At 43.6% G+C, this 20,847-nt stretch carries 27 protein-coding genes; all 27 read right to left on the reverse strand.

Annotated features, from left to right (window positions below):
• Nucleotides 1-7: 7 nt before the first annotated feature.
• A complete protein-coding gene (rplN, locus tag ACH9UM_RS11870; RefSeq protein WP_004847511.1) occupies nucleotides 8-376 on the reverse strand; it encodes a 50S ribosomal protein L14 in 369 nt (122 codons plus the stop codon).
• Between the two features lie 22 nt (nucleotides 377-398).
• Nucleotides 399-677 carry a 30S ribosomal protein S17 gene (gene rpsQ, locus ACH9UM_RS11875; protein WP_004847512.1) on the reverse strand — a complete coding sequence of 93 codons (279 nt, stop codon included), beginning with the start codon at nucleotides 675-677 and terminating at the stop codon, nucleotides 399-401.
• A gap of 24 nt (nucleotides 678-701) precedes the next feature.
• Nucleotides 702-902 (reverse strand): 50S ribosomal protein L29, encoded by a 201-nt coding sequence (rpmC, locus tag ACH9UM_RS11880; RefSeq protein ID WP_009243087.1) that lies wholly within the window; start codon nucleotides 900-902, stop codon nucleotides 702-704.
• Nucleotides 892-1,329, reverse strand: a complete 438-nt coding sequence (rplP, locus tag ACH9UM_RS11885; RefSeq protein WP_004847514.1) for a 50S ribosomal protein L16 — start codon at nucleotides 1,327-1,329, stop codon at nucleotides 892-894. The genes rpmC and rplP overlap by 11 nt, the downstream gene beginning before the upstream one ends.
• Nucleotides 1,329-1,985, reverse strand: a complete 657-nt coding sequence (gene rpsC, locus ACH9UM_RS11890) for a 30S ribosomal protein S3 (protein WP_004847515.1) — start codon at nucleotides 1,983-1,985, stop codon at nucleotides 1,329-1,331. Before rpsC ends, rplP begins: the two co-directional genes overlap by 1 nt.
• Before the next feature lie 9 nt (nucleotides 1,986-1,994).
• Nucleotides 1,995-2,381, reverse strand: coding sequence for a 50S ribosomal protein L22 (gene rplV / locus ACH9UM_RS11895; RefSeq protein ID WP_004847516.1), 387 nt, complete (start codon nucleotides 2,379-2,381; stop codon nucleotides 1,995-1,997).
• Nucleotides 2,382-2,412: 31 nt separating this feature from the next.
• Entirely contained in the window at nucleotides 2,413-2,694 is a 282-nt protein-coding gene (gene rpsS / locus ACH9UM_RS11900; protein ID WP_004847517.1) for a 30S ribosomal protein S19, read from the reverse strand.
• A gap of 26 nt (nucleotides 2,695-2,720) precedes the next feature.
• Nucleotides 2,721-3,563 (reverse strand): 50S ribosomal protein L2, encoded by an 843-nt coding sequence (gene rplB, locus ACH9UM_RS11905; protein WP_009243089.1) that lies wholly within the window; start codon nucleotides 3,561-3,563, stop codon nucleotides 2,721-2,723.
• Between the two features lie 68 nt (nucleotides 3,564-3,631).
• Complete coding sequence (rplW, locus tag ACH9UM_RS11910; RefSeq protein ID WP_004847519.1) at nucleotides 3,632-3,931, reverse strand: 50S ribosomal protein L23; 300 nt, start codon at nucleotides 3,929-3,931, stop codon at nucleotides 3,632-3,634.
• A complete protein-coding gene (rplD, locus tag ACH9UM_RS11915) occupies nucleotides 3,931-4,551 on the reverse strand; it encodes a 50S ribosomal protein L4 (protein WP_004847520.1) in 621 nt (206 codons plus the stop codon). The genes rplW and rplD overlap by 1 nt, the downstream gene beginning before the upstream one ends.
• A 29-nt stretch (nucleotides 4,552-4,580) precedes the next feature.
• Complete coding sequence (gene rplC / locus ACH9UM_RS11920; protein ID WP_009243092.1) at nucleotides 4,581-5,264, reverse strand: 50S ribosomal protein L3; 684 nt, start codon at nucleotides 5,262-5,264, stop codon at nucleotides 4,581-4,583.
• Between the two features lie 96 nt (nucleotides 5,265-5,360).
• Nucleotides 5,361-5,678: a 30S ribosomal protein S10 gene (rpsJ, locus tag ACH9UM_RS11925; protein WP_004847522.1), complete on the reverse strand. Its 318-nt coding sequence runs from the start codon at nucleotides 5,676-5,678 to the stop codon at nucleotides 5,361-5,363.
• Nucleotides 5,679-6,089: 411 nt separating this feature from the next.
• Nucleotides 6,090-7,490, reverse strand: a complete 1,401-nt coding sequence (locus ACH9UM_RS11930; protein WP_044998211.1) for a glycoside hydrolase family 1 protein — start codon at nucleotides 7,488-7,490, stop codon at nucleotides 6,090-6,092.
• Nucleotides 7,491-7,515: 25 nt separating this feature from the next.
• Nucleotides 7,516-9,471: an FAD-dependent oxidoreductase gene (locus tag ACH9UM_RS11935; protein ID WP_004847525.1), complete on the reverse strand. Its 1,956-nt coding sequence runs from the start codon at nucleotides 9,469-9,471 to the stop codon at nucleotides 7,516-7,518.
• Between the two features lie 2 nt (nucleotides 9,472-9,473).
• Complete coding sequence (locus ACH9UM_RS11940) at nucleotides 9,474-10,832, reverse strand: PTS transporter subunit EIIC (RefSeq protein ID WP_004847526.1); 1,359 nt, start codon at nucleotides 10,830-10,832, stop codon at nucleotides 9,474-9,476.
• A gap of 141 nt (nucleotides 10,833-10,973) precedes the next feature.
• The gene (locus ACH9UM_RS11945) at nucleotides 10,974-11,663 is read right to left on the reverse strand and encodes a PRD domain-containing protein (protein WP_207634938.1); all 690 of its coding nucleotides are present in this window, start codon (nucleotides 11,661-11,663) and stop codon (nucleotides 10,974-10,976) included.
• On the reverse strand, nucleotides 11,624-11,803 hold the full coding sequence (locus ACH9UM_RS11950; protein WP_004847528.1) for a CAT RNA binding domain-containing protein: 180 nt from the start codon (nucleotides 11,801-11,803) through the stop codon (nucleotides 11,624-11,626). The genes ACH9UM_RS11945 and ACH9UM_RS11950 overlap by 40 nt, the downstream gene beginning before the upstream one ends.
• 1 nt (nucleotide 11,804) lies before the next feature.
• A complete protein-coding gene (locus ACH9UM_RS11955; RefSeq protein WP_004847529.1) occupies nucleotides 11,805-12,308 on the reverse strand; it encodes a PTS glucose transporter subunit IIA in 504 nt (167 codons plus the stop codon).
• A 2-nt stretch (nucleotides 12,309-12,310) separates the two neighbouring features.
• Nucleotides 12,311-12,439: a hypothetical protein gene (locus ACH9UM_RS11960; protein ID WP_022003196.1), complete on the reverse strand. Its 129-nt coding sequence runs from the start codon at nucleotides 12,437-12,439 to the stop codon at nucleotides 12,311-12,313.
• An 81-nt stretch (nucleotides 12,440-12,520) separates the two neighbouring features.
• Nucleotides 12,521-13,747: a [FeFe] hydrogenase H-cluster maturation GTPase HydF gene (hydF, locus tag ACH9UM_RS11965; protein WP_004847530.1), complete on the reverse strand. Its 1,227-nt coding sequence runs from the start codon at nucleotides 13,745-13,747 to the stop codon at nucleotides 12,521-12,523.
• A 52-nt stretch (nucleotides 13,748-13,799) separates the two neighbouring features.
• Complete coding sequence (gene tyrS, locus ACH9UM_RS11970; RefSeq protein ID WP_004847531.1) at nucleotides 13,800-15,023, reverse strand: tyrosine--tRNA ligase; 1,224 nt, start codon at nucleotides 15,021-15,023, stop codon at nucleotides 13,800-13,802.
• Between the two features lie 515 nt (nucleotides 15,024-15,538).
• Nucleotides 15,539-16,333, reverse strand: coding sequence for a copper homeostasis protein CutC (locus tag ACH9UM_RS11975; protein ID WP_004847532.1), 795 nt, complete (start codon nucleotides 16,331-16,333; stop codon nucleotides 15,539-15,541).
• Between the two features lie 12 nt (nucleotides 16,334-16,345).
• Entirely contained in the window at nucleotides 16,346-17,077 is a 732-nt protein-coding gene (gene nagB, locus ACH9UM_RS11980) for a glucosamine-6-phosphate deaminase (RefSeq protein ID WP_004847533.1), read from the reverse strand.
• Nucleotides 17,078-17,182: 105 nt separating this feature from the next.
• Nucleotides 17,183-17,998 carry a tRNA pseudouridine(38-40) synthase TruA gene (gene truA, locus ACH9UM_RS11985; RefSeq protein WP_129794729.1) on the reverse strand — a complete coding sequence of 272 codons (816 nt, stop codon included), beginning with the start codon at nucleotides 17,996-17,998 and terminating at the stop codon, nucleotides 17,183-17,185.
• Nucleotides 17,999-18,218: 220 nt separating this feature from the next.
• Nucleotides 18,219-19,043 (reverse strand): energy-coupling factor transporter transmembrane protein EcfT, encoded by an 825-nt coding sequence (locus tag ACH9UM_RS11990; protein ID WP_004847536.1) that lies wholly within the window; start codon nucleotides 19,041-19,043, stop codon nucleotides 18,219-18,221.
• The gene (locus ACH9UM_RS11995) at nucleotides 19,040-19,885 is read right to left on the reverse strand and encodes an energy-coupling factor transporter ATPase (RefSeq protein ID WP_004847537.1); all 846 of its coding nucleotides are present in this window, start codon (nucleotides 19,883-19,885) and stop codon (nucleotides 19,040-19,042) included. Before ACH9UM_RS11995 ends, ACH9UM_RS11990 begins: the two co-directional genes overlap by 4 nt.
• Nucleotides 19,870-20,721: an energy-coupling factor transporter ATPase gene (locus ACH9UM_RS12000; RefSeq protein ID WP_004847538.1), complete on the reverse strand. Its 852-nt coding sequence runs from the start codon at nucleotides 20,719-20,721 to the stop codon at nucleotides 19,870-19,872. Before ACH9UM_RS12000 ends, ACH9UM_RS11995 begins: the two co-directional genes overlap by 16 nt.
• Nucleotides 20,722-20,847 lie beyond the last annotated feature (126 nt).

Here is a 20,847-nt window from a genome sequence, read left to right on the forward strand (position 1 = left end):
CACCTCCCTACAGTACTTCCGGAGCAAGAGAAACAATTTTCATAAAGTGCTTCTCTCTAAGCTCACGGGCTACTGGTCCAAAAATACGTGTTCCACGCGGATTCAAATCGTCTTTTATAATAACAGCAGCATTTTCATCGAATCTGATATAGGAACCGTCTTTACGACGAGCGCCTTTTACAGAACGAACAACAACAGCTTTTACGACATCGCCTTTTTTAACAACGCCGCCTGGTGTTGCATCTTTTACAGTTGCAACGATCACATCACCGATGCTCGCATATCTTCTTGTAGAACCGCCAAGCACACGGATGCACAGTAATTCTTTAGCGCCTGTGTTGTCTGCTACTTTCAGTCTGCTTTCTTGCTGTATCATGCAGGTAAACCTCCTTCAAAAATTATTTTGCTTTCTCCATGATCTCCACAAGTCTCCATCTTTTGTCTTTTGACAGAGGTCTTGTTTCCATAACTTTTACTGTATCACCGATCTTACACTCGTTATTCTCATCATGAGCTTTCAGCTTGTAAGTTCTTTTTACGATCTTCTTATAAAGCGGGTGTTTTACATGGTCTTCCACGGCAACAACGATTGTTTTGTCCATCTTGTCGCTTACGACCTTACCCGTACGGGTTTTTCTCAGATTTCTCTCTTCCACTTCTATTCTCCTTTCAATCATTCTGGCAAAGAAGCTGATATCCGCTTATCGTCCAGCCTCTGTGATCATCGTCTGGATACGTGCGATATTTTTTCTTACTTCTTTGATTCTGCTTGTATTGTCCAACTGGTTTGTGGCATTCTGGAATCTCAAGTTGAAGAGTTCCTTCTTAGCAGCTACTAATTCCTGATTTAATTCCTCTACGGATTTTCCTCTTAATTCTTTTACAAATGTATTAGTTTTCACTGTTATCACCGCCTTCTAAGTCTGCGCGAGAAACGATTTTGCATTTGCAAGGTAATTTATGCATTGCAAGTCGAAGTGCCTCTCTAGCTGTTTCCTCTGGTACTCCTGCAATTTCAAACATCACGCGGCCCGGTTTTACTACAGCTGCCCAATACTCAACTGTACCTTTACCGCTACCCATACGAGTCTCAGCCGGTTTTGCCGTGATCGGCTTATCCGGGAAAATTTTGATCCAAACTTTACCGCCACGTTTGATGTAACGTGTCATGGCAACACGGGCTGCCTCGATCTGATTGGAACGAATCCAGCACGGCTCTGCCGCTACGATACCGTACTCACCATATGCGATCGTGTTACCTCTGAGAGCTTTTCCTTTCATGGTACCACGGAACTGTTTACGACGTTTTACTCTTTTTGGCATTAACATTATTTATCTCTCCCTTCCTTATCTGCTTTAGTCGGAAGAACTTCGCCTTTGTAAATCCAAACCTTTACACCGACTTTTCCGTAAGTTGTGTCAGCTTCTGCGAATCCATAGTCAATGTCTGCTCTAAGTGTCTGAAGCGGAATTGTTCCCTCGCTGTAGAACTCTGTACGAGCCATATCAGCTCCGCCGAGACGTCCGGATACAGAAGTTTTAACTCCAAGAGCTCCTGCTTTCATTGTTCTGGACATGCAGGATTTCATAGCACGTCTGAATGAAATACGGTTCTCAAGCTGCTGGGCAATGTTCTCAGCTACAAGCTGTGCGTCTTTGTCCGGTCTTTTGATCTCTTTGATATCAACGATAAGTTTCTTATCTGTGAACTGAGCAAGCTCTGCTTTTACTTTTTCGATCTCGGAACCGCCCTTACCGATAACAACGCCCGGTTTAGCTGTATAAACAATGATCTTCACGCGATCGGAAGCTCTCTCGATCTCGATTTTGGAGATTCCGGCGCTGTATAATCTTTTCTTTAAAAATGTTCTGATCTCGTGGTCTTCAACCAAGTTGTCAGCGAAATCTTTCTCTGCGTACCATTTGGAATCCCATTCTTTGATAACGCCGACTCTCAAGCCATGAGGATTTACTTTCTGTCCCATATTGTCCTCCTATCTTTCATTCAGCACGATTGTGATGTGGCTCATTCTCTTCTCGATTCTATAAGCTCTACCCTGTGCTCTCGGTCTGATTCTCTTCATTGTCGGTCCTTTGTTTGCGTAGCACTCCTCAATGTAAAGGTTGTCAACGCTCATACCGTTGTTGTTCTCAGCGTTAGCAATCGCTGATTTCAGTAATTTCTCTATAACTGCTGAAGCATATCTCGGATTGTAAGCTAAAATACCGAGTGCTGTCTGTACATCCTTACCTCTGATGGCATCAAGAACGTAGCATGCCTTCTGAACAGATATTCTTGCGTAAGAAATCTTAGCTGAAGGTCTTGTATCTCTCTGCTCGTTTCTTTCTCTCTTGATTTGGGATCTGTGTCCTTTTGCCATGGATGAACCCTCCTTTCAAAATATATGAATCTTATCTGACTTTCGACTTCTTCTCGTCTTTGCCGTGTCCTCTGTAAGTTCTTGTCGCAACGAACTCACCGAGTTTGTGTCCTACCATATCTTCTGTAACATATACCGGTACATGTCTTCTTCCGTCATGTACGGCAAATGTGTGGCCTACAAATGACGGGAAGATTGTAGAACGGCGTGACCATGTCTTAATAACTGATTTATCACCTGCAGCGTTCATAGCGTCTACTTTTTTCAGTAAGCTTTCGTCTGCAAATGGTCCTTTTTTAAGTGAGCGAGCCATAGGTTCTAACCTCCTTGTGAATCTAATTATTTAATCGCTTTACCGTCTCTTCTTCTTACAATCAGCTTGTTAGAAGCTTTGTTTTTCTTGCGGGTCTTAAGACCAAGTGCCGGTTTACCCCACGGTGTACACGGACCCGGGCGGCCGATACCTGTCTTACCTTCACCACCACCATGCGGATGGTCGTTCGGGTTCATAACAGAACCACGTACTGTCGGGCGGATGCCCATGTGACGCTTACGTCCTGCTTTACCTACATTGATCAGGTTGTGCTCTCCGTTTCCTACCACACCGATAGATGCGCGGCAGATGATCGGAACCATTCTCATCTCACCTGACGGAAGTCTGAGTGTTGCATATTTTCCTTCTTTAGCCATAAGCTGCGCGCTGTTTCCTGCTGAACGAACAAGCTGTCCGCCTTTTCCCGGATAAAGCTCGATGTTATGGATCTGAGTACCTACCGGAATCTCAGAAAGCGGGAGGCAGTTTCCTACTCTTACTTCGGCATCTGCACCGTTCATAACTGTCATTCCGTCTTTCAGTCCTTCAGGAGCAAGGATATATGCTTTTTCTCCGTCTGCGTAGCAGATCAGCGCAATGTTTGCAGATCTGTTCGGATCGTATTCGATACCTACTACTGTTGCCGGGATTCCGTCTTTCTTTCTCTTGAAGTCTACGATTCTATATTTTTTCTTAGCGCCGCCGCCGCGATGTCTTACAGTAATCTTACCCTGTGCGTTACGACCTGCTTTTCTTTTTTTGGAATCAAGAAGTGATTTTTCCGGAGTTGTCTTTGTGATCTCGGAGAAATCAGATCCTGTCATCTGTCTTCTGGAAGGTGTATATGGGTTATATGTTCTGATTCCCATTACTTTCTCTCCTTTCATTTCGTCTAATTATTTGTTTCACGGATTTGCACCGTATATAGTTTCTGATCTTACAGTCCTTCAAAGATTTCGATTTCTTTACTGTCTTCTGTAAGCTGTACGATCGCTTTCTTTGTCTTAGCTGTTTTTCCGACTACCATTCCGCGTCTTCTGTTTTTTCCTTCAAGGTTCATTGTGTTGACACGAGCAACCTTTGTTCCTTCAAACATTTTTTCAACAGCTTCTTTGATCTGAGCTTTTGTAGCCTCTGTGTGTACAAGGAATGTATATTTCTTGTCAGCCATCAGATCCATGCTTTTCTCTGTGATAACCGGTTTAAGGATTACATCATAATACTGAATGTTTGCCATTATGCGTACACCTCCTCGATTGTTGCAACAGCAGCTTTCGTTGCGATCACTGTGTTGTATTTCAGGATGTCATATACGTTGATCGTATTTGTGCGTGCTGTCTTAACGCCAGCAATGTTTCTAGCAGAAATCTCTGCGTTTGTATTTCCGTCTTCCAAAACAACAAGCGCTTTGTTTACGTTCAGGTTGTTCAGGACATTCTGGAATTTCTTTGTTTTGATCTCATCGAAGTTCATCTCGTCAACTACGATGAATTTGTTCTCTTCTACTCTGGAAGAAAGTGCGGATTTAAGAGCAGCTCTCTTCTCTTTTTTATTCATCTTGAATGAGTAATCTCTCGGAACCGGAGCGAATACAACACCGCCGCCTGTCCACTGCGGAGCTCTTGTTGAACCCTGTCTTGCGTGTCCTGTTCCTTTCTGTCTCCACGGTTTTCTTCCGCCGCCTGAAACCTCAGAACGTGTTTTGGCTTTCTGTGTTCCCTGACGATTGTTTGCAAGCTGATTTACAACTGCCATGTGTACGAGGTGCTCATTTACTTCAACACCGAATACAGCATCGTTTAATTCGATTGTATCAACTTCTTTACCTTCGATATTGTAAACAGATACTTTTGCCATCTGTGTGTTCCTCCTTTCTTATTGTCAGCTTAGTTTCCTTTTACTGTTTCTTTGATCGTTACAAGACATTTCTTCGGTCCCGGAACTGAACCTTTTACGAGAAGCAGGTTGTTCTCTGCATCAACTCTCACGATTTCAAGGTTCTGAACAGTAATCTTCTTGTTACCCATCTGTCCAGGCATTTTTTTGCCTTTGAATACTTTACTCGGATCAGATGCCGCACCATTGGAACCAGCGTGACGATGGAACTTGGAACCATGTGTCATAGGTCCTCTGCTCTGTCCGTGACGTTTGATCGCGCCCTGGAAACCTTTACCTTTGGAGATTGCTGTCGCATCGATGTGATCTCCCTCTGCGAAGATATCAGCTTTGATCTCCTGAGCAAGAGCATATTCCTCTGCATTGTCAAATCTAAATTCTTTTACATATCTTTTTCCGGATACGCCTGCTTTGTCAAAGTGGCCTTTTTCAGCTTTTGTCACACCGTTTCTGTGTGCGATCGCTTTTCTTCCGCTTCCGTCTTTTGTGACAATCTTATCTTTCTTGTCAACATATCCAACCTGCACGGCGCTGTAGCCATCGTTCTCAACTGTTTTAACCTGTGTAACCACACACGGTCCAGCCTGCAGAACTGTTACCGGAATCAGAACTCCGTCTTCGTGATTGAAGATCTGAGTCATTCCAACTTTTGTAGCCAAAATAGCTTTCTTCATTATAAATACCTCCTGTGATTTACAGCGGAACGCTTTCGCGCTCATCCTAAATGTTAGGATTGTTACTGTTAATTTGAATGTTCAGCGGTTTTTCGCTTACTTATTTTTCATTTTGATATCGATGTAAACACCTGCCGGCATTTCCAGTCTGGAAAGAGCATCCACAGTTTTCTGTGTCGGTGTAACGATATCGATGAGTCTCTTATGAGTTCTCTGCTCGAACTGCTCTCTTGAGTCTTTGTACTTGTGTACCGCTCTAAGAATTGTCACTACCTCTTTCTTTGTCGGCAGCGGCACCGGTCCGCTCACCTGTGACCCATTCTTTTTTACAGTTTCGATGATTTTCTTTGCGGATGCATCAACGAGCTGATGATCATACGCTTTCAATGTGATTCTCATTACTTGACTTGCCATAAAAAAAGTCGCCTCCTTTTCGTACTTTTGACTTCAGTACGACAAGCGGTGACTGTACACTCTCCCGTGTGTGTCGTGAGAAACTCACACGTTGTTTCATACTTTTCCCTTGTGGTAATCAGTAATCAGTTGTGATTCGTACAGTGACTTGTCGCCAGTTTCCTAACTTGACATTCGCTCCACGGAAAACCTGCCTCAGCTTATCTTTTTGCCGGGCAGCAACCTCACGCTTCACAGCTATCATGTCACAGCTTTTTTAGTATATAGGAAATAACATTGTATTTCAAGCTATTTTTATGAAAAATTGTATTTTTTTCAATACAATATCATTTTTCTCTTTTTCCCTATTATATATGGAAACAACAGATGTCATACAGTTCGGACATCTGTTGTTTTTCTCAATTTTGACTTTTATAATTCCCTTCCATTTTTAGCTATTACATTTTGATACCAGCCAAAACTTTTTTTCTTCCAACGCTTTAACGTTCCGCTTCCGTCATCATTTCTATCTACATAAATCATCCCATACCGTTTACTCATTTGGGCCGTAGACGCGCTCACAAGATCAATACATCCCCAAACCGTATATCCCATAACATCGACGCCGTTTTCAATCGCCTTTTCCATTTCCGCAATATGTTTTCGTAAATACTCTATCCGGTAATCGTCGGCAATTTCCACGCTTCCGTCCTCTTTATGAATCGGATAATCTTTCGCTCCAAGTCCGTTTTCGACAACAAACAACGGTTTTTGATATCTTTCCCAGTATATTTCCAATACATATCTCAATCCTTTCGGATCTATCTGCCATCCCCATTCGCTCGATTTCAACATCGGATTAGGAACGCCTCCCAATATATTTCCTTCACCTCTTCGCATCTTTTCCGAATGTGCAGTCGCGCACGCGCTCATATAATAACTCAATGAAATAAAATCTACCGTCTCTTTCAAAACTTCCCGATCCGCTTCTTCTATCTCTAAAGAAATTCCATGTTCTCTAAAATATCTCAGCGCATATCCCGGATATTTTCCCCGAACATGAACGTCTGCAAACATTAAGCTTTTATGCTCCTGTTCTTTTGCCGCCAGGACATCATCCGGTTCCGGAGTCAGCGGATATACAGGCACGCTTAAAATCATACACCCGATTTTAAAATCCGGATTAATTTTATGACCGATCTTCACTGCCCATGCGCTTGCAGTCAGTTCATGATGCGCCGCCTGATAAAGCTGCTCTTCCGTCAGTTCATCTTTCGGAGTCATGATCGCTCCACTCATAAAAGGAGACTCCAGTATTGAGTTGATTTCATTAAATGTAAGCCAGTATTTCACTTCATCTTTATATTCTTCAAATACTGCCTTTACATATGTTTTATAAAAATCAATCATCTTTCTGCTGCGCCATCCATCGTATTTTTCCGCTAAATACAACGGAGTTTCGTAATGCGACAATGTCACAAGCGGTTCGATTCCGTATTTTCTGCATTCTGCAAACAAGTTGTGATAAAATTCTATTCCCTTCTGATTCGGTTTTTCTTCATCTCCACGCGGAAAAATCCGACTCCATGCAATCGATGTCCGAAAAACTTTAAATCCCATCTCAGCCATCATTTTTAAATCTTCTTTATACCGATGATAAAAATCAATTCCTTTTAACTTTAAATTCTCTTTCACCGGCTCTTCTGTCATTCCACCTTTCAACCCTTTCGGAAGTACATCTTGTATGGAGATTCCTTTTCCCTCTTCATCAAACGCACCTTCGCATTGATTTGCGGAAACCGCTCCGCCCCAAAGAAAATGTTCAGGAAACATATCCACATCGCCCCTTTCGCCAAAGTCATAATCCCGCGCTAATATAATATCCGTCCTCCATCGCATTCCATACCGTTCCTACCCGATTTGCATCGCCGATTATATTCGTGTCCTGCGCGATTCCGAAAAATGTATTCGCCTCATCGGTTCTAGCCTTCATCCCTGCCGCAAAAATAATTGTATCTGCTTTTATTTCAAATTCTTCCCCATCCTTAGATGCCGCAGTTACGAATCCCTCCTCTATCGAAACACATCGAGTCTCTGTCAGCACGGTTAATGTTCTGCATTTTTCCATTTCTGTTTTTAAAGCAGTTTTCATAATATCATTCAAAGTTCGGTTCAACACTTTTTCAATTTCAAGAATCGTCACCTGTTTTCCTTTTCTGCTCAATTCAACCCCCAACTCACATCCGATAGATCCGCCGCCTATAACGACCACATTTTCACCAATCTTTTCCTGATATTTATAAGCTTCTATGCATGTAAAAACATGATCATTCTTTTCTGTGCCCGGAAGATTTAACTGTATCGGATAAGCTCCAAGCGCAAGGATCAGACTGTCAGGACTCAATTCCTTAACCATTTCCGGTGTAGCGGTTACATTTAATCTTACTTCTACTTCCGCCTTTTGAACTTGAAGGATCAAATAATCTTTCAATCTCTTTAAATCCTGCTTTACCTCATCATACTCTGAGCAGATCAACTGTCCGCCCAATTCCCCTTCTCGTTCTAAAAGAATCACCTGATGTCCTCTTCGTGCCGCCGTCAACGCAGCCTGCATTCCGGCAGGACCTCCGCCGACTACTACTGTCTTTTTCTTTACAGACGCTTCCGGCAGTTCATTCGGGACGCGATCTTCATGCAAATATCTCGGATTCACCGAGCAGCACGGAACTGTATTGAGCCCGACATGCTTTCTTCGTTCTTCCTCTGTTTTATATTGATATGGATTATAACAGTTCATGCATCTGATACACGGAACAATATCTTCCGATCGGCCTTCCCATGCTTTTTTCACCCACCATGGATCGGCGATCAACTGACGTCCTATGACAACAGCATCGGCACATCCGTCCTCAAGTATTTCTTCCGCCTCTTCCGGAGTCATAATCCCTCCCACTACCGCTACAGGTATCTTCACTTTTTCTTTCACAAGTTTTGCCATTTTCGCATTGATTTTATGCGGTGCATATGCCGTAGGCGACATGTAGATTTTTGTACGATTATCTATTTCCACTCCGCAGGAAATATGAACCATATCTATCTTATCTTCAATCCTTTTTATAAATTCCGCAACTTCATCAATCTCCATGCCGCCTTCTATATGCTCTTCTCCACTTATCCGCATATCCAACATATAATCTCGTCCAACCGCCTGCCGCACCCTGTCTACGATCATCATCGGGAATTTTATTCTATTTTCAAAGCTCCCCCCATACTCATCTTTTCTTTTATTAAAATACGGAGAAAGAAATTGTGCCGGAAGCCATCCGTGTCCGAAATGAAGCAATACCCCATCAAACCCATACTCTTTTGCGTCACATGCCGACTTTGCAAATTTATCTGCGATTTCATCCATCATTTTTTCATCCATAGCCCGCACCTCTGTTCCATCGTTTCTTACGAAGGATACCGGCCCTATGGCATAATCACCTTCTTCCACAACCGCAAACTGACCGCAGTGACACAATTCAAACTCCGCTTTCGCACCGCGCTGTCTGATCAATGAAACTTCTTCTCTGACTTTAGCCGCCTGGAATAAATCTGCAAAACAATACGTTCCCGGAGTTAAACGCATACGCGTATCATCCACCGATCCGCTCGTTCCTCTGATAATCATCCCTATCCCACTTAATGATTTATCTGTATTACTTCCCAATGGAGCCGAAATAATCCTGTTTTTCAAAACAATTTTGTTCACTTTCAACGGTTGAAACAAAAGTGGATATTTACATTTTCCCCTTTCCCTTTCAATATTCATTTTTACGCCTCCTCTTCCGGTATATCTTTAAACCCGATCAATATCGTAATCAAAAATGCTCCGACAAAAGAAACCGCCATCAAAATACACCAAATAACAAATGTATCTCCGAAGAATGCCGGCAGGCCGCCAAGTCCACACATACTTAGTGCCGTACATTTTACTCCGAACATCAAAGAAACCGCCGAGCAGACCGCTCCCATAACTCCTAATGCGATGAGTGGTTTTTTCGCAGGGAGCAACACCCCAAACAATGCCGGTTCTGTAATCCCCACTACAGCCATTAAGCAAGACGACATTGCTGTCGTTTTCAAACGATTATTTTTCGTCTTAAACCAAACGCCAAGAGCAGCTCCTCCGACCGCTATGTTGCCATATGCCAACAATGGAAAAAAATAGGAAAAACCCTGACTCGCAAGTTCCGACAAAGTTATCGGCAAAGCAATTCCATTATGAACGCCGGTCAAAACAAGATACGGCGCAGCCCCTCCGATAAGCAGCCCTCCTACAACCGACATCTTTGTAAATATAAACGAAACAACTCCGCATAATCCGTTTCCAATCCACGTTGCCACAGGACCTGTTACAATCAAAACAACCGGTATTGATAAAATCATTGTAATAATCGGAATCAAAAGACTTGACAATACTTTGGGACTAATTTTTTTTGCTAGTTTGTTGATCCACATGACAACCGGCATAGAAATCAAAATAGGAGTAATTGATGACGCATAAGATACAAGCGTAACCGGCACTCCCAAAAATGATGCCGTACCCCCTGCGCTTCCTGCTTCGATTATCGCAGGATAAACCATTACCGCTCCTACCAATGCCCCAAGATAAGGATTGATCCTTAATTTTTTGGCAGCTGCAAACGCAAGGAATATCGGGAGGAAATAGTATCCCGCCTGTCCTATAGAATTCAATACCTGATATGTATATGTCGTCGTGTCAATATCAAGGTAATTCAGCATCGCCAACACACTCTGTAAAAATCCAGACGCTATCAAGATCGGAACAACAGGCTGTATCGAGTTTGCTATATAGTCAATCACTACCGCCCATACAGACTGCTTCTTAACAATACTCTTTTCACCGTTCGCTTCCGTCTCCGTAATATGAACAATTTTCTCTAATTCATCATAGACATCATTACATCGTCCGCCGAAAATAATCTGCACTGTATTTCCGACCCAATTCACGCCCTGACATCCATCCGCTTCTTTTAGCTTTTTCTCATCAACCTTTGTTTTATCTTTTAGTTCCACACGAACACGAGTAAAACAACTCATAATACTGATGATGTTCTCCTCTCCTCCCACATTTTCCAAAACTTCTCTTGCCGTTCTTTTCAGATCCATATGCCTTCTCCTTTCTTTTAACTTTTTATTTTTATATAAGCAAACAGACCCAAAGGCAGAGGCATATTCCACCTTTGAGTCTGGCCTAATCTAATAGTGACCACCTCATCACTCCATGTTTTATTATTTATTACATTTCCATTATTCTTTATTGGCAACACAGTTTCTCAAATGCAATACAAGATAATTTTCTTCTGACACAGTAACCGGTCTTCCATACTTCCTATATAACATTTCCGATAAGCCTTCAATGCAGCAAACTTCTCTTTGAAACCGTTCTTTTATCGTCTGATCCAAAAGTTCGTCTTCATCCATACTTTCTTTGTTATCTACATACCGTTGCGCAAAATATTTTACATGAGTAACCAATCTTGTATAAGCCAATGAATCTTCTTTTACATCTGTCAAATAATTGTCCCGTATATATTTCAGCGCCAAATCGATCACTTCAAATGTTTTGCTTACAGTACGTCTGCTTTTTTGAAATTCCGAAGCAATTATATGCATTGCTATATATCCGACTTCTGCATCCGGTATCTCTATCCCAAATCTTCTTTTTATACATTTCTTCGCATATAATCCAATTTCCCACTCTTTCGGATAAAACTGCCTGATTTCCGTTTCAAACGGATTATCAAGCACCAGATTTTCCTTCATTCGCTTTATCGCAAAATGTATATGATCCAGCAATGCAAGAGTTTCCTTTTCTTTCGGCAAAAATCCATACTCCTCTTTCGCCTTCTCAAAAATCTCTTCTACAAGCTCAAAGTATTCCGGCGGTATCGCCCCTATCATTTCCAGTAATTGTTTATTTTCTCCTGTAATAAACATTTTTTGAATTTTACTTTCATCAACCTGATCACCTTTTTTGCCCGAAACCCAATGCCTGTTCCGATAATAATAACTTCGCCTTTTTTTCTGTCATATCCCATGACAACATTATTATTCAATGGCTGTACTATTTTAATCATTTCATATGATCCTTTCCAACGTCAATAATCGCCCGCCTGCCCGAATTTGTTTATCCCTTGTACATGCAACTTTAAACTCGTCTGTTTTTTCTAAGATCACCATAACTGTCGCAGGATGGTGCTTTCTGATAAACGGGAGATTTATTTTCATCAACAACTGCCCCGCCTCTACTTTATCTCCCTGTTCCACTTTCACATCGAAGCCTTTTCCCTTAAGTTCTACCGTATCGATCCCGATATGAAGAATGATATTAGCCCCTTCTTCTGTCGTAATTCCCACTACATGCTTTGTCGGAAACACAACCGAAACAGTACCTTTCACCGGAGAATAGATTTCTCCCTTATCCGGTTCCACAGCCACTCCGTCTCCAAGTATTTTTTCAGAAAACACAGCATCATCCACTTCGTCTAACGGAATTACTTCTCCTTCGACAGGCGCATACACTTCGTTCGATTTTATATTTTCTATCTTTACTTTTTCTACATGATTCTTCAAAAAAAACATTTTTATTCCTCCAAAAGCAAAACGTTTATTACCATTTGGCTGGTTCTTTTACCGCTAATATTAACTCTTAATATCAAAAAAACCAAAATCAGCTCTGCTGATTTTGGTTTAGCCTGCATTACCAGTGACATTCCCAATGTCCCTCTTTAATTAAATTCATTATAACAACAACATATAATATTGTCAACCAAAACAATTCCTGTTTTACAGTTTTACAGTATTTCATAAAGCTCGGGAAACAATTCTACGCTTCGCTTTAAAATACCGTTCACATAGGCGATCATAATTCCGTAATTCGTTATCGGAATCCCCTGATCCGCCGCGCAGCTATAACGGTACTTCATCTCCCGCTCATTCAGCATACAGCCGCCGCAGTGAATGATCAACTTATATTTACTTAAGTCATCCGGAAATTCCGTTCCCGATGTTGTCTCTATCTGAATCTCTTTGCCTGTATATTCCCTGATCCAGCGGGGAATCTTCACCGTTCCGATATCCTCGCACTGTCGGTGGTGCGTACATCCTTCGCTGATCAGCACGACATCTCCGTCTTTTAATCGATCCAGTTCTGTCACACCCCTAACTGCCTGTTCCAGATTGCCTTTATACCGCGCCATCAATATCGAAAAAGAAGTAAGCGGCACATCGGCAGGAGTATCCTTTGACACCTTTTTAAAGACCTGACTGTCCGTAATCACCATTCTCGGATTTTCTTTTAACTGATCAAGAATATTTTTCAGTCCGTTTTCTTTTACAACTACCGATACCGCCTCTGCTTCAAGAATATCACGGATCACCTGCTGCTGAGGAAGGATCAGTCTGCCTTTCGGAGCTGCCGAATCGACAGGCACTACAAGAACGACGATATCAGAAGGATGAAGCAGATCTCGAACAAGAACATTCTCCGTCTCCTCCTGATGCACTGCTGCCGCAATCTTCTCTTTCAGCTCACAAATACCGTCGCCTGCCGCCGCGCTCACTTCGATGATCCAGCCACCATCCGAATCAAGTTCTTTCTTGATCCGTTCCATATCCTCTTCTTCTGCAAGTTCTTTTTTATTCAGCGCGACAACATAAGGAATTTTCTTTGCCTTGATCTTTTCAAGGAGCTTTTTGTCTTCCCCGGAAACTCCCGCTGCCGCATCGATAACAAGTACAGCCGCGTCTGTCTTATTAAGCGTCTGGTAACTTTTTTTCACCCGCAGTTTCCCAAGTTCTCCTTCATCGTCTATTCCCGGTGTATCTATCATCACAACCGGACCGATCGGAAGCAGCTCCATTGACTTATATACCGGATCCGTCGTCGTACCTTTCACATCTGATACAACTGCCAGATCCTGCCCTGTAACGGCATTCATAACACTCGACTTTCCGGCATTCCTCCTTCCGAAAAATCCAATATGAACCCGTTCAGACATCGGTGTGTTATTCAATCCCATACCGCCACTTCCTTTCCTTCTTTGATCTGATCCGTTCTTTTTTCGCCGCTTCTTACTCTGCAACAACCCGGCGGAAGTTTTTCTTTCCTTTTTTCAAAATAATTCCTTCGCCCGAGAGTTCCTCTTTTCCGAAAGATGCGGCAATATCAGAAACTTTTTCACCGTCTACGGCAACGCCTCCCTGCTGTACCGCGCGTCTTGCCTCGGATTTAGATGTAACAAGTCCGCTCTTCACAAGCATTGTAAGAATATCGATCTTTCCGTCTGTAAGATCTTCTTCTGTAAGCTGTGCAGTCGGCATCTCCGCCGCATTACCTTTACTAAACAAAGCTCTTGCGCTTTCCTGCGCTTTCTTCGCTTCCTCTTCTCCATGGACAAGTTTTGTCAGCTCATATGCCAGAATCTCTTTCGCAGTATTAAGCTGCGCTCCTTCCCACGAATCCATCTTATCTATTTCCTCAAGCGGAAGGAACGTAAGCATACGAATACATTTCAAAACGTCTGCATCCGCAACATTTCTCCAATACTGATAAAAATCAAACGGCGATGTTTTATTTGGGTCAAGCCATACAGCACCTGACTGTGTTTTTCCCATCTTCTTTCCTTCGGAATTCAAAAGCAGCGTAATAGTCATCGCGCCTGCATCTTCTCCCAATTTTCTGCGGATAAGCTCTGTTCCCGCAAGCATGTTGCTCCACTGATCGTCGCCGCCGAATTGCATATTACATCCGTATTTCTGGAACAATGCATAGAAATCATAAGCCTGCATGATCATGTAGTTAAACTCAAGGAAACTTAATCCTTTTTCCATCCTCTGCTTATAACACTCTGCCGTAAGCATACGGTTTACCGAAAAATGCGGTCCGATCTCACGAAGCACTTCTACATAATTCAGATCAAGAAGCCAGTCCGCATTATTTACCATAAGCGCTTTTCCTTCTGAGAAATCAATAAACTTGCTCATCTGCTCTTTAAAGCAATCGCAGTTATGACAGATCTGCTCCGGCGTCATCATGCTTCTCATATCTGTTCTTCCTGACGGATCTCCGATATATCCCGTTCCGCCTCCGATCAATGCGATCGGCTTATTTCCCGCTTCCTGTAAACGTTTCATAAGACACAGCGCCATAAAATGTCCTACATGAAGACTATCTGCCGTAGGATCAAACCCAATATAAAATACAGCCTTTCCACTGTTTACTAAATCGCGGATTCGTTCTTCATCCGTCACCTGCGCAATCAAACCTCTTGCCTGAAGTTCCTCGTAAATTCCCATTTTCTTTCTCCTTATTCTCTGTAAAATATCAAATGTTTCTAAATCACCGGAAGTGCCAAAAGGCACATTCCGGGATTGTAAGCAGTCGCCAAGGTCTCGGGCAAGCCCGGACTTTGGCTCGTTGCCTATACAAAAAAACCGCCCTTATCGCTCACGCAATAAGGACGGATATTTCCGTGGTACCACCTTAATTCACCGAATCGCCGAACATCGGCGCTTTCAGTCTCATTCCGGTACGATAACGTATACCACTCCGTCACAGCCTACTCATCATCTGCCATTTTACATCCGCGGTAATGGTTTCTCCTGTACCGCAGGACAGACTTCTTTTCAGTGCGAAGCTCCGGGATGTATTCACAGATTCGTCTCACGCGCCTCTCATCAACCGGCTGCTTTCTGTCATCACGTTCACCTGTTACTTCTTCCCTTCAAAGCCTATATAATATGAAGCATATCTTAGCTTACACTTCTTCTTTTGTCAAGAGCCGACTACATATTGATCAACCACAAATTCTTCACCGGTCATTTTTTAACGACTCTTCTTGTAAATCAATCAATATCCGCTTTGCATTCCCGACCAGCCCGGCATCCGTCTGCCAAATGTCAAATTCAGGAAAACCCGGTATTCCCATCGGCACGTCTTCTCTGCGAAACTCCATCTTACTGTCAGTCACTTTTTTGCCCGACATATGAAAAGACGTCACGCCTGCATAGTCTGCCAGTTTTCCGATTACTTCAGGACTTATCCCGGCTCCTGCAAGAATCTCAATCTCCCCGGCAGCTTCCCTCACAAGTTCTTTTAAAAGTTCCCTGCCATTCCATGCGCTGTCTTTCTGCCCGCTCGTAAGAATTGTATCAATTCCCAGCTCTATACACTGCCTCAGCGCTTCATACGGACTCCGGCACACATCAAAAGCTCTGTGAAAAGTGACCGCACATGGGCGTTTCCCACTTTTACTTTCGGACTTTGCACATTCGACAAGTTCCTTCATCCTATCTGTATCAAGCCTTCCGTCCGGTTTTAAAATACCGATAACAACACCGTCGGCTCCCGCCTCTCTAAACAGACAGACTTCTTCCTTCAGCGTCTCGAATTCATATCCGTCATAACAGAAATCTCCGAATCTCGGACGAAGCAGCACTCTTACAGGAATATCGACATTTTTCTTTACCTGTTCAAACATCGCGACCGACGGAGACAGACCTCCGATCACAAGACCCGAACACAATTCTATGCGATCCGCTCCGCCCGCCTGCGCCTCAACCGCAGATCTTACACTGTCGGCACATACTTCAAGTAAATACGACATCGCCGCGCAGCCTTATCTCGGAATCTTCGACAGAGCCGCTTTGTCTCCGACGATCACAACATCGTTATGAAGCTGAAGAATCGATGCCGGAACTTCCGGAGTTACCGGTCCGAAAAATGCCTTTGCAACGATGTCGGCTTTTGCCTCTCCGTTTACAATAAGCAAGATTTTCTTCGCACGCATGATCGTTCCGATACCCATCGTATACGCCTGACGCGGCACGTCATCGGCAGATGCGAAAAATCTCTTATTCGCTTCAATCGTACTCTCCGTCAGATCAACACAGTGTGTTGTCTGTGCAAAAGCGCTGTCCGGCTCGTTAAATCCGATATGTCCGTTGTGTCCCAGACCGAGAAGCTGAATATCAACGCCTCCCATTGATTCGATCAGTTTTTCGTATCTTTCACATTCTTTGTCGGCATCCGGCTCTGTACCGTTCGGAACATTTGTATTCTCAGGATCGATATTCACACGGTCAAACAAATGCTCATGCATAAAATAGTAGTAGCTCTGATCGTTATCACGAGTCAGACCTCTGTATTCATCCAGATTCACTGTCTTTACTTCCGAGAAATCAAGATCACCTTTTTCATACCACTCTACAAGTTTATCGTATGTTCCGATCGGTGTAGATCCCGTTGCAAGACCGAGTACACAATCCGGTTTCAAAATTACCTGTGCGGAAAGAATATTTGCCGCTTTTCTACTCATTTCTTCATAATTCTCTGTTTCATAAATTTTCATATCTTTCGCCCTCCTATCGCTACATTTAAGTCTAACAATCTGCCTTATAAAAGTCAAGCAGAAAGAACGCTCTTCCTACCTGTCTATGCCTGTATCTTTCTGTATCTATCTGCCGTCCGCATCTTCCCGCATCCGGCTGCTGTCTGTATCTTTCTGTATCTGTCCTCTTTCTGTATCAGCCTGCCCGTCATACACGATTCCTAAAAGGACAAGACCTTGCGGCGGCGCAGTAGCTCCCGCTCTGCCTCTTTCTTTTTGCTCAAGCATCTCTTTTACTTCTGAAGGAGCAAATGCACCCCGTCCGACTTCTACAAGCGTTCCCGCAATGATCCGAACCATATTATACAAAAACCCGTTTCCGCTGATGCGTATTTTTATTCGTTCTCCCTTTTTTTCAACATCCAGACTGTCGATCCTGCGCACCGTTGTTTTTACACCGGTATGAACGCTGCAAAATGTTTTGAAATCATGTTCGCCGATAAAATACCTCGCCGCCTTTTTCATATCATCAATATCCAGCGGAAAAGAAACGAACCACGAGTCTCTTCTTCTGAGCGGATCCGGCATTTCACGGTTTACTATTGTATATTCATACGTTTTTATCGAGTTTTGATATCTGGGGTGCCAGTCACATCCGACTTCTTCCGACCGCATAACTACGATATCATCGGGAAGAAGCGCGTTGACTGCATACGCAATCCTCTCCGGCGGAATCGGCGACTTTGTATCAAAGACAGCCACATTCCCCCGCGCATGAACGCCTGCGTCCGTTCGGCTTGCACCGATCACCTTCACAGTTTCTTTTGTCAGATCGGACAGCGCTTTATTTAAAACTTCCTCTACCGTAATCCCGTTTGGCTGTATCTGCCACCCGCAATAATCCGTTCCGTCGTAGGCGACAGTTAATTTAATCCGTCTCATATTTTTATTCGTTCCCCTTTATTCTGTCAGATCATATGCGTTTTCAACTTTCCACCGTGTCTTTTCCTTCTTCGCCGTCTATCCCCGGAAAAGCAGACCTGCACAGACCTGTCATGCCAAATACTTTTTCAGCCTCCGCATCGGGCTGCCTTTGGAGAATCCACAACTGAAACCGAAGTCCGCCAGATACTCTGTATTCTCCTCCGTCACCAGGCTGCTTTTAGAAAATCCACAACTGAAACGGCACGAATTTTCCGACCGCAAACACTCCCGCTGCATAGAGAATCGTAATCAGATACGCCGCTTTGTCTCTTCCGTTATATTTCAGCGGCTTCATCCTCGTCCTTCCCTCTCCTCCGTGATAGCAGCGCGCTTCCATCGCCATTGCAAGATCGTTTGCCCGGCGGAAAGCAGAAACAAACAACGGTACAAGAATCGGGATCATCGCCTTTGCCCTCTGAATAATATTCCCGCTCTCAAAATCTGCTCCTCTGGCGATCTGCGCTTTCATGATCTTATCCGTCTCCTCCAAAAGAATCGGAATAAAGCGAAGCGCGATCGACATGATCATCGCAACCTCATGAACCGGAAGATGAAGCTTGTTCAAAGGATTCAGCAGTTTTTCCATTCCGTCCATCAATCCGTTGGGAGATGTCGTAAACGTCATAAGAGACGATCCCGCCACAAGATACATTAAGCGAAGCGCCATAAACACCGAAGTACGAACGCCTTCTTCCGTAATCGTAAAAATCCAAAAATGCAGCAGCGTTTCGCCGCCTCTTGTCAAAAACAGATTCATAACGACCGTAAACATCAGAAGGATCACGATCGGTTTTAACCCTTTTACAATATATTTCAGAGGGACTTTCGACATATAGATTACCATTCCGAGAAACAATGTCGCAATTACATACCCAAGGAAAGAACTCTGAACAAACAAAGAGACAAGAAATAAAAGCGTGCAGATAATCTTCACCCGTGGGTCTAAACTATGTATCCGGCTTTTTACCGGGTAATACTGCCCGATCGTAATATCTCTGATCATATAAAACTCCTCATTATCTCATCCGCAGCTTCTTCAATCGTTGTCGCATCAGGCGACACATCAAATCCGCGGTCTTTCAAGTCATGCATCACATAAGTAACCTGAGGCGCCGCAAGTCCGACCTCCTCCAACTCTTTATAATGCCGGAACACTTCTTTCGGAGTACTATCCAGCATCTTTTCCCCCTTATTCATCACAATGATACGGTCTACATACCGCGCCACATCTTCCATACTGTGCGACACAAGAACGACCGTCATCCCTGTCTCTTTATGCAGTTTTGCAATCTGGTCAAGAATCTCGTCTCTCCCTTTCGGATCAAGTCCCGCCGTCGGCTCATCCAAAATAAGCACTTTCGGCTTCATAGCCAACACTCCCGCAATCGCCACACGCCTCTTCTGTCCTCCCGAAAGCTCAAACGGAGACTGCTTATAATACTTTTCGGGAAATCCGACTAATTCCAGAGCTTCCCTCGCATTTTTCTCACTCTCTTCCTCCGACAATCCCTGATTCTTCGGGCCGAAACAAACATCACTTATCACATCGACTTCAAACAACTGATGCTCAGGATACTGAAACACAAGACCTACCTGACTGCGCAGTTTTCTCATGTCGTACCCTTCCGCATAAATGCTTTGTCCATCGTACAGAATATCCCCGGAAGTCGCCTTCATAAGTCCGTTTAAATGCTGAATCAGCGTAGATTTTCCTGATCCGGTATGACCGATGATCCCGACAAACTGCCCCTGCCCGATCTCCAAACTGATATCATTGAGCGCACGTTTCTCATAAGCCGTGCCGGGACTGTATATATAATTTACATGCTCTAACGCAATCGACATAACGCTTCCACCAACTCTTCCCTTCTTAGAATTCCTTTCGGAATATCAAGACCACGTTTTCTAAGTTCCTCCGCAAGCATCGTAACTTGCGGAACATCCATCCTGTATGATTTCAGCTCATCTGCACGGCCGAAAATTTCTCTCGGCGTCCCGTGCATTACAATATGACCGCTGTCCATAACAAACACCTGATCCGCATCGATCACTTCTTCCATATAATGAGTGATAAGAATGACCGTTACGTTCTTCTCTTTTCTCAAACGCGCAACCGCCTGAAGCACCTCCTTGCGCCCGTTCGGATCAAGCATGGCAGTCGGTTCATCCAAAACAATACACTTCGGCTCCATCGCGATCACTCCTGCGATCGCCACACGCTGCTTCTGACCGCCGGAAAGTTTATTCGGAGAGGACGCCCGATATTCCGTCATCCCGACAAGACGCAGACTTTCCCCTACTCTTTCCCATATCTCATCTGTCGGTATCCCTATATTTTCAGGTCCGAAACCAACATCTTCTTCTACGACAGTTCCGATGATCTGGTTGTCAGGATTTTGAAATACCATTCCCGCACTCTTTCGCACGTCCCACAGATTCTCCGGATCTTTCGTATCCTGTCCGTCCACCCATACAGTACCGCCTGTCGGGATCAATATTGCATTCATATGCTTTGCAAGAGTAGACTTTCCCGAACCGTTATGACCGAGAACCGCCACAAAAGAACCTTGCGGCACATCAATATCAACCCCGTCAATGGCGCGGTTTGTTCCGATCACATTTCCTTCCTCATCACGTTTATCATATTCATATACAAGCTTTTCCGCATGTATCATATTCATAGGCAGACCGCCTTTCCCGGTTTTATTTCACCTTAATTCTTCTCAATCTCTCCGCACTTACAAAAACTGCGTTTTCAGACAGATTATGGATTCCATTTTACTGCATGAAAATGTTTTTTTCAACCC

The sequence above is a fragment of the Mediterraneibacter torques genome (assembly GCF_044591705.1).
Taxonomy (GTDB): domain Bacteria; phylum Bacillota; class Clostridia; order Lachnospirales; family Lachnospiraceae; genus Mediterraneibacter; species Mediterraneibacter torques.

What these genes read in the sequence shown, in the direction of transcription:
- rplW (WP_004847519.1), bottom strand. Translation starts at nt 3,931, where the DNA reads ATGGCAAACATTCAGTATTATGATGTAATCCTTAAACCGGTTATCACA.
- rplB (WP_009243089.1), bottom strand. Translation starts at nt 3,563, where the DNA reads ATGGGAATCAGAACATATAACCCATATACACCTTCCAGAAGACAGATG.
- ACH9UM_RS11995 (WP_004847537.1), bottom strand. Translation starts at nt 19,885, where the DNA reads ATGTCGATTGCGTTAGAGCATGTAAATTATATATACAGTCCCGGCACG.
- ACH9UM_RS12000 (WP_004847538.1), bottom strand. Translation starts at nt 20,721, where the DNA reads ATGAATATGATACATGCGGAAAAGCTTGTATATGAATATGATAAACGT.
- ACH9UM_RS11940 (WP_004847526.1), bottom strand. Translation starts at nt 10,832, where the DNA reads ATGGATCTGAAAAGAACGGCAAGAGAAGTTTTGGAAAATGTGGGAGGA.
- ACH9UM_RS11930 (WP_044998211.1), bottom strand. Translation starts at nt 7,490, where the DNA reads ATGTTTCCTGAACATTTTCTTTGGGGCGGAGCGGTTTCCGCAAATCAA.
- rpsQ (WP_004847512.1), bottom strand. Translation starts at nt 677, where the DNA reads ATGATTGAAAGGAGAATAGAAGTGGAAGAGAGAAATCTGAGAAAAACC.
- rpsS (WP_004847517.1), bottom strand. Translation starts at nt 2,694, where the DNA reads ATGGCTCGCTCACTTAAAAAAGGACCATTTGCAGACGAAAGCTTACTG.
- rplD (WP_004847520.1), bottom strand. Translation starts at nt 4,551, where the DNA reads ATGGCAAAAGTATCTGTTTACAATATCGAAGGTAAAGAAGTTGATACA.
- rplN (WP_004847511.1), bottom strand. Translation starts at nt 376, where the DNA reads ATGATACAGCAAGAAAGCAGACTGAAAGTAGCAGACAACACAGGCGCT.
- rplP (WP_004847514.1), bottom strand. Translation starts at nt 1,329, where the DNA reads ATGTTAATGCCAAAAAGAGTAAAACGTCGTAAACAGTTCCGTGGTACC.
- ACH9UM_RS11955 (WP_004847529.1), bottom strand. Translation starts at nt 12,308, where the DNA reads ATGTTTTTTTTGAAGAATCATGTAGAAAAAGTAAAGATAGAAAATATA.
- rplV (WP_004847516.1), bottom strand. Translation starts at nt 2,381, where the DNA reads ATGGCAAAAGGACACAGATCCCAAATCAAGAGAGAAAGAAACGAGCAG.
- rplC (WP_009243092.1), bottom strand. Translation starts at nt 5,264, where the DNA reads ATGAAGAAAGCTATTTTGGCTACAAAAGTTGGAATGACTCAGATCTTC.
- rpsC (WP_004847515.1), bottom strand. Translation starts at nt 1,985, where the DNA reads ATGGGACAGAAAGTAAATCCTCATGGCTTGAGAGTCGGCGTTATCAAA.
- ACH9UM_RS11960 (WP_022003196.1), bottom strand. Translation starts at nt 12,439, where the DNA reads ATGTCACTGGTAATGCAGGCTAAACCAAAATCAGCAGAGCTGATTTTG.
- rpsJ (WP_004847522.1), bottom strand. Translation starts at nt 5,678, where the DNA reads ATGGCAAGTCAAGTAATGAGAATCACATTGAAAGCGTATGATCATCAG.
- truA (WP_129794729.1), bottom strand. Translation starts at nt 17,998, where the DNA reads ATGAGACGGATTAAATTAACTGTCGCCTACGACGGAACGGATTATTGC.
- ACH9UM_RS11990 (WP_004847536.1), bottom strand. Translation starts at nt 19,043, where the DNA reads ATGATCAGAGATATTACGATCGGGCAGTATTACCCGGTAAAAAGCCGG.
- tyrS (WP_004847531.1), bottom strand. Translation starts at nt 15,023, where the DNA reads ATGGGAATTTACGAGGAACTTCAGGCAAGAGGTTTGATTGCGCAGGTG.
- ACH9UM_RS11935 (WP_004847525.1), bottom strand. Translation starts at nt 9,471, where the DNA reads ATGAATATTGAAAGGGAAAGGGGAAAATGTAAATATCCACTTTTGTTT.
- ACH9UM_RS11950 (WP_004847528.1), bottom strand. Translation starts at nt 11,803, where the DNA reads ATGATTAAAATAGTACAGCCATTGAATAATAATGTTGTCATGGGATAT.
- nagB (WP_004847533.1), bottom strand. Translation starts at nt 17,077, where the DNA reads ATGAAAATTTATGAAACAGAGAATTATGAAGAAATGAGTAGAAAAGCG.
- hydF (WP_004847530.1), bottom strand. Translation starts at nt 13,747, where the DNA reads ATGGGATTGAATAACACACCGATGTCTGAACGGGTTCATATTGGATTT.
- ACH9UM_RS11945 (WP_207634938.1), bottom strand. Translation starts at nt 11,663, where the DNA reads ATGTTTATTACAGGAGAAAATAAACAATTACTGGAAATGATAGGGGCG.
- ACH9UM_RS11975 (WP_004847532.1), bottom strand. Translation starts at nt 16,333, where the DNA reads ATGTCGTATTTACTTGAAGTATGTGCCGACAGTGTAAGATCTGCGGTT.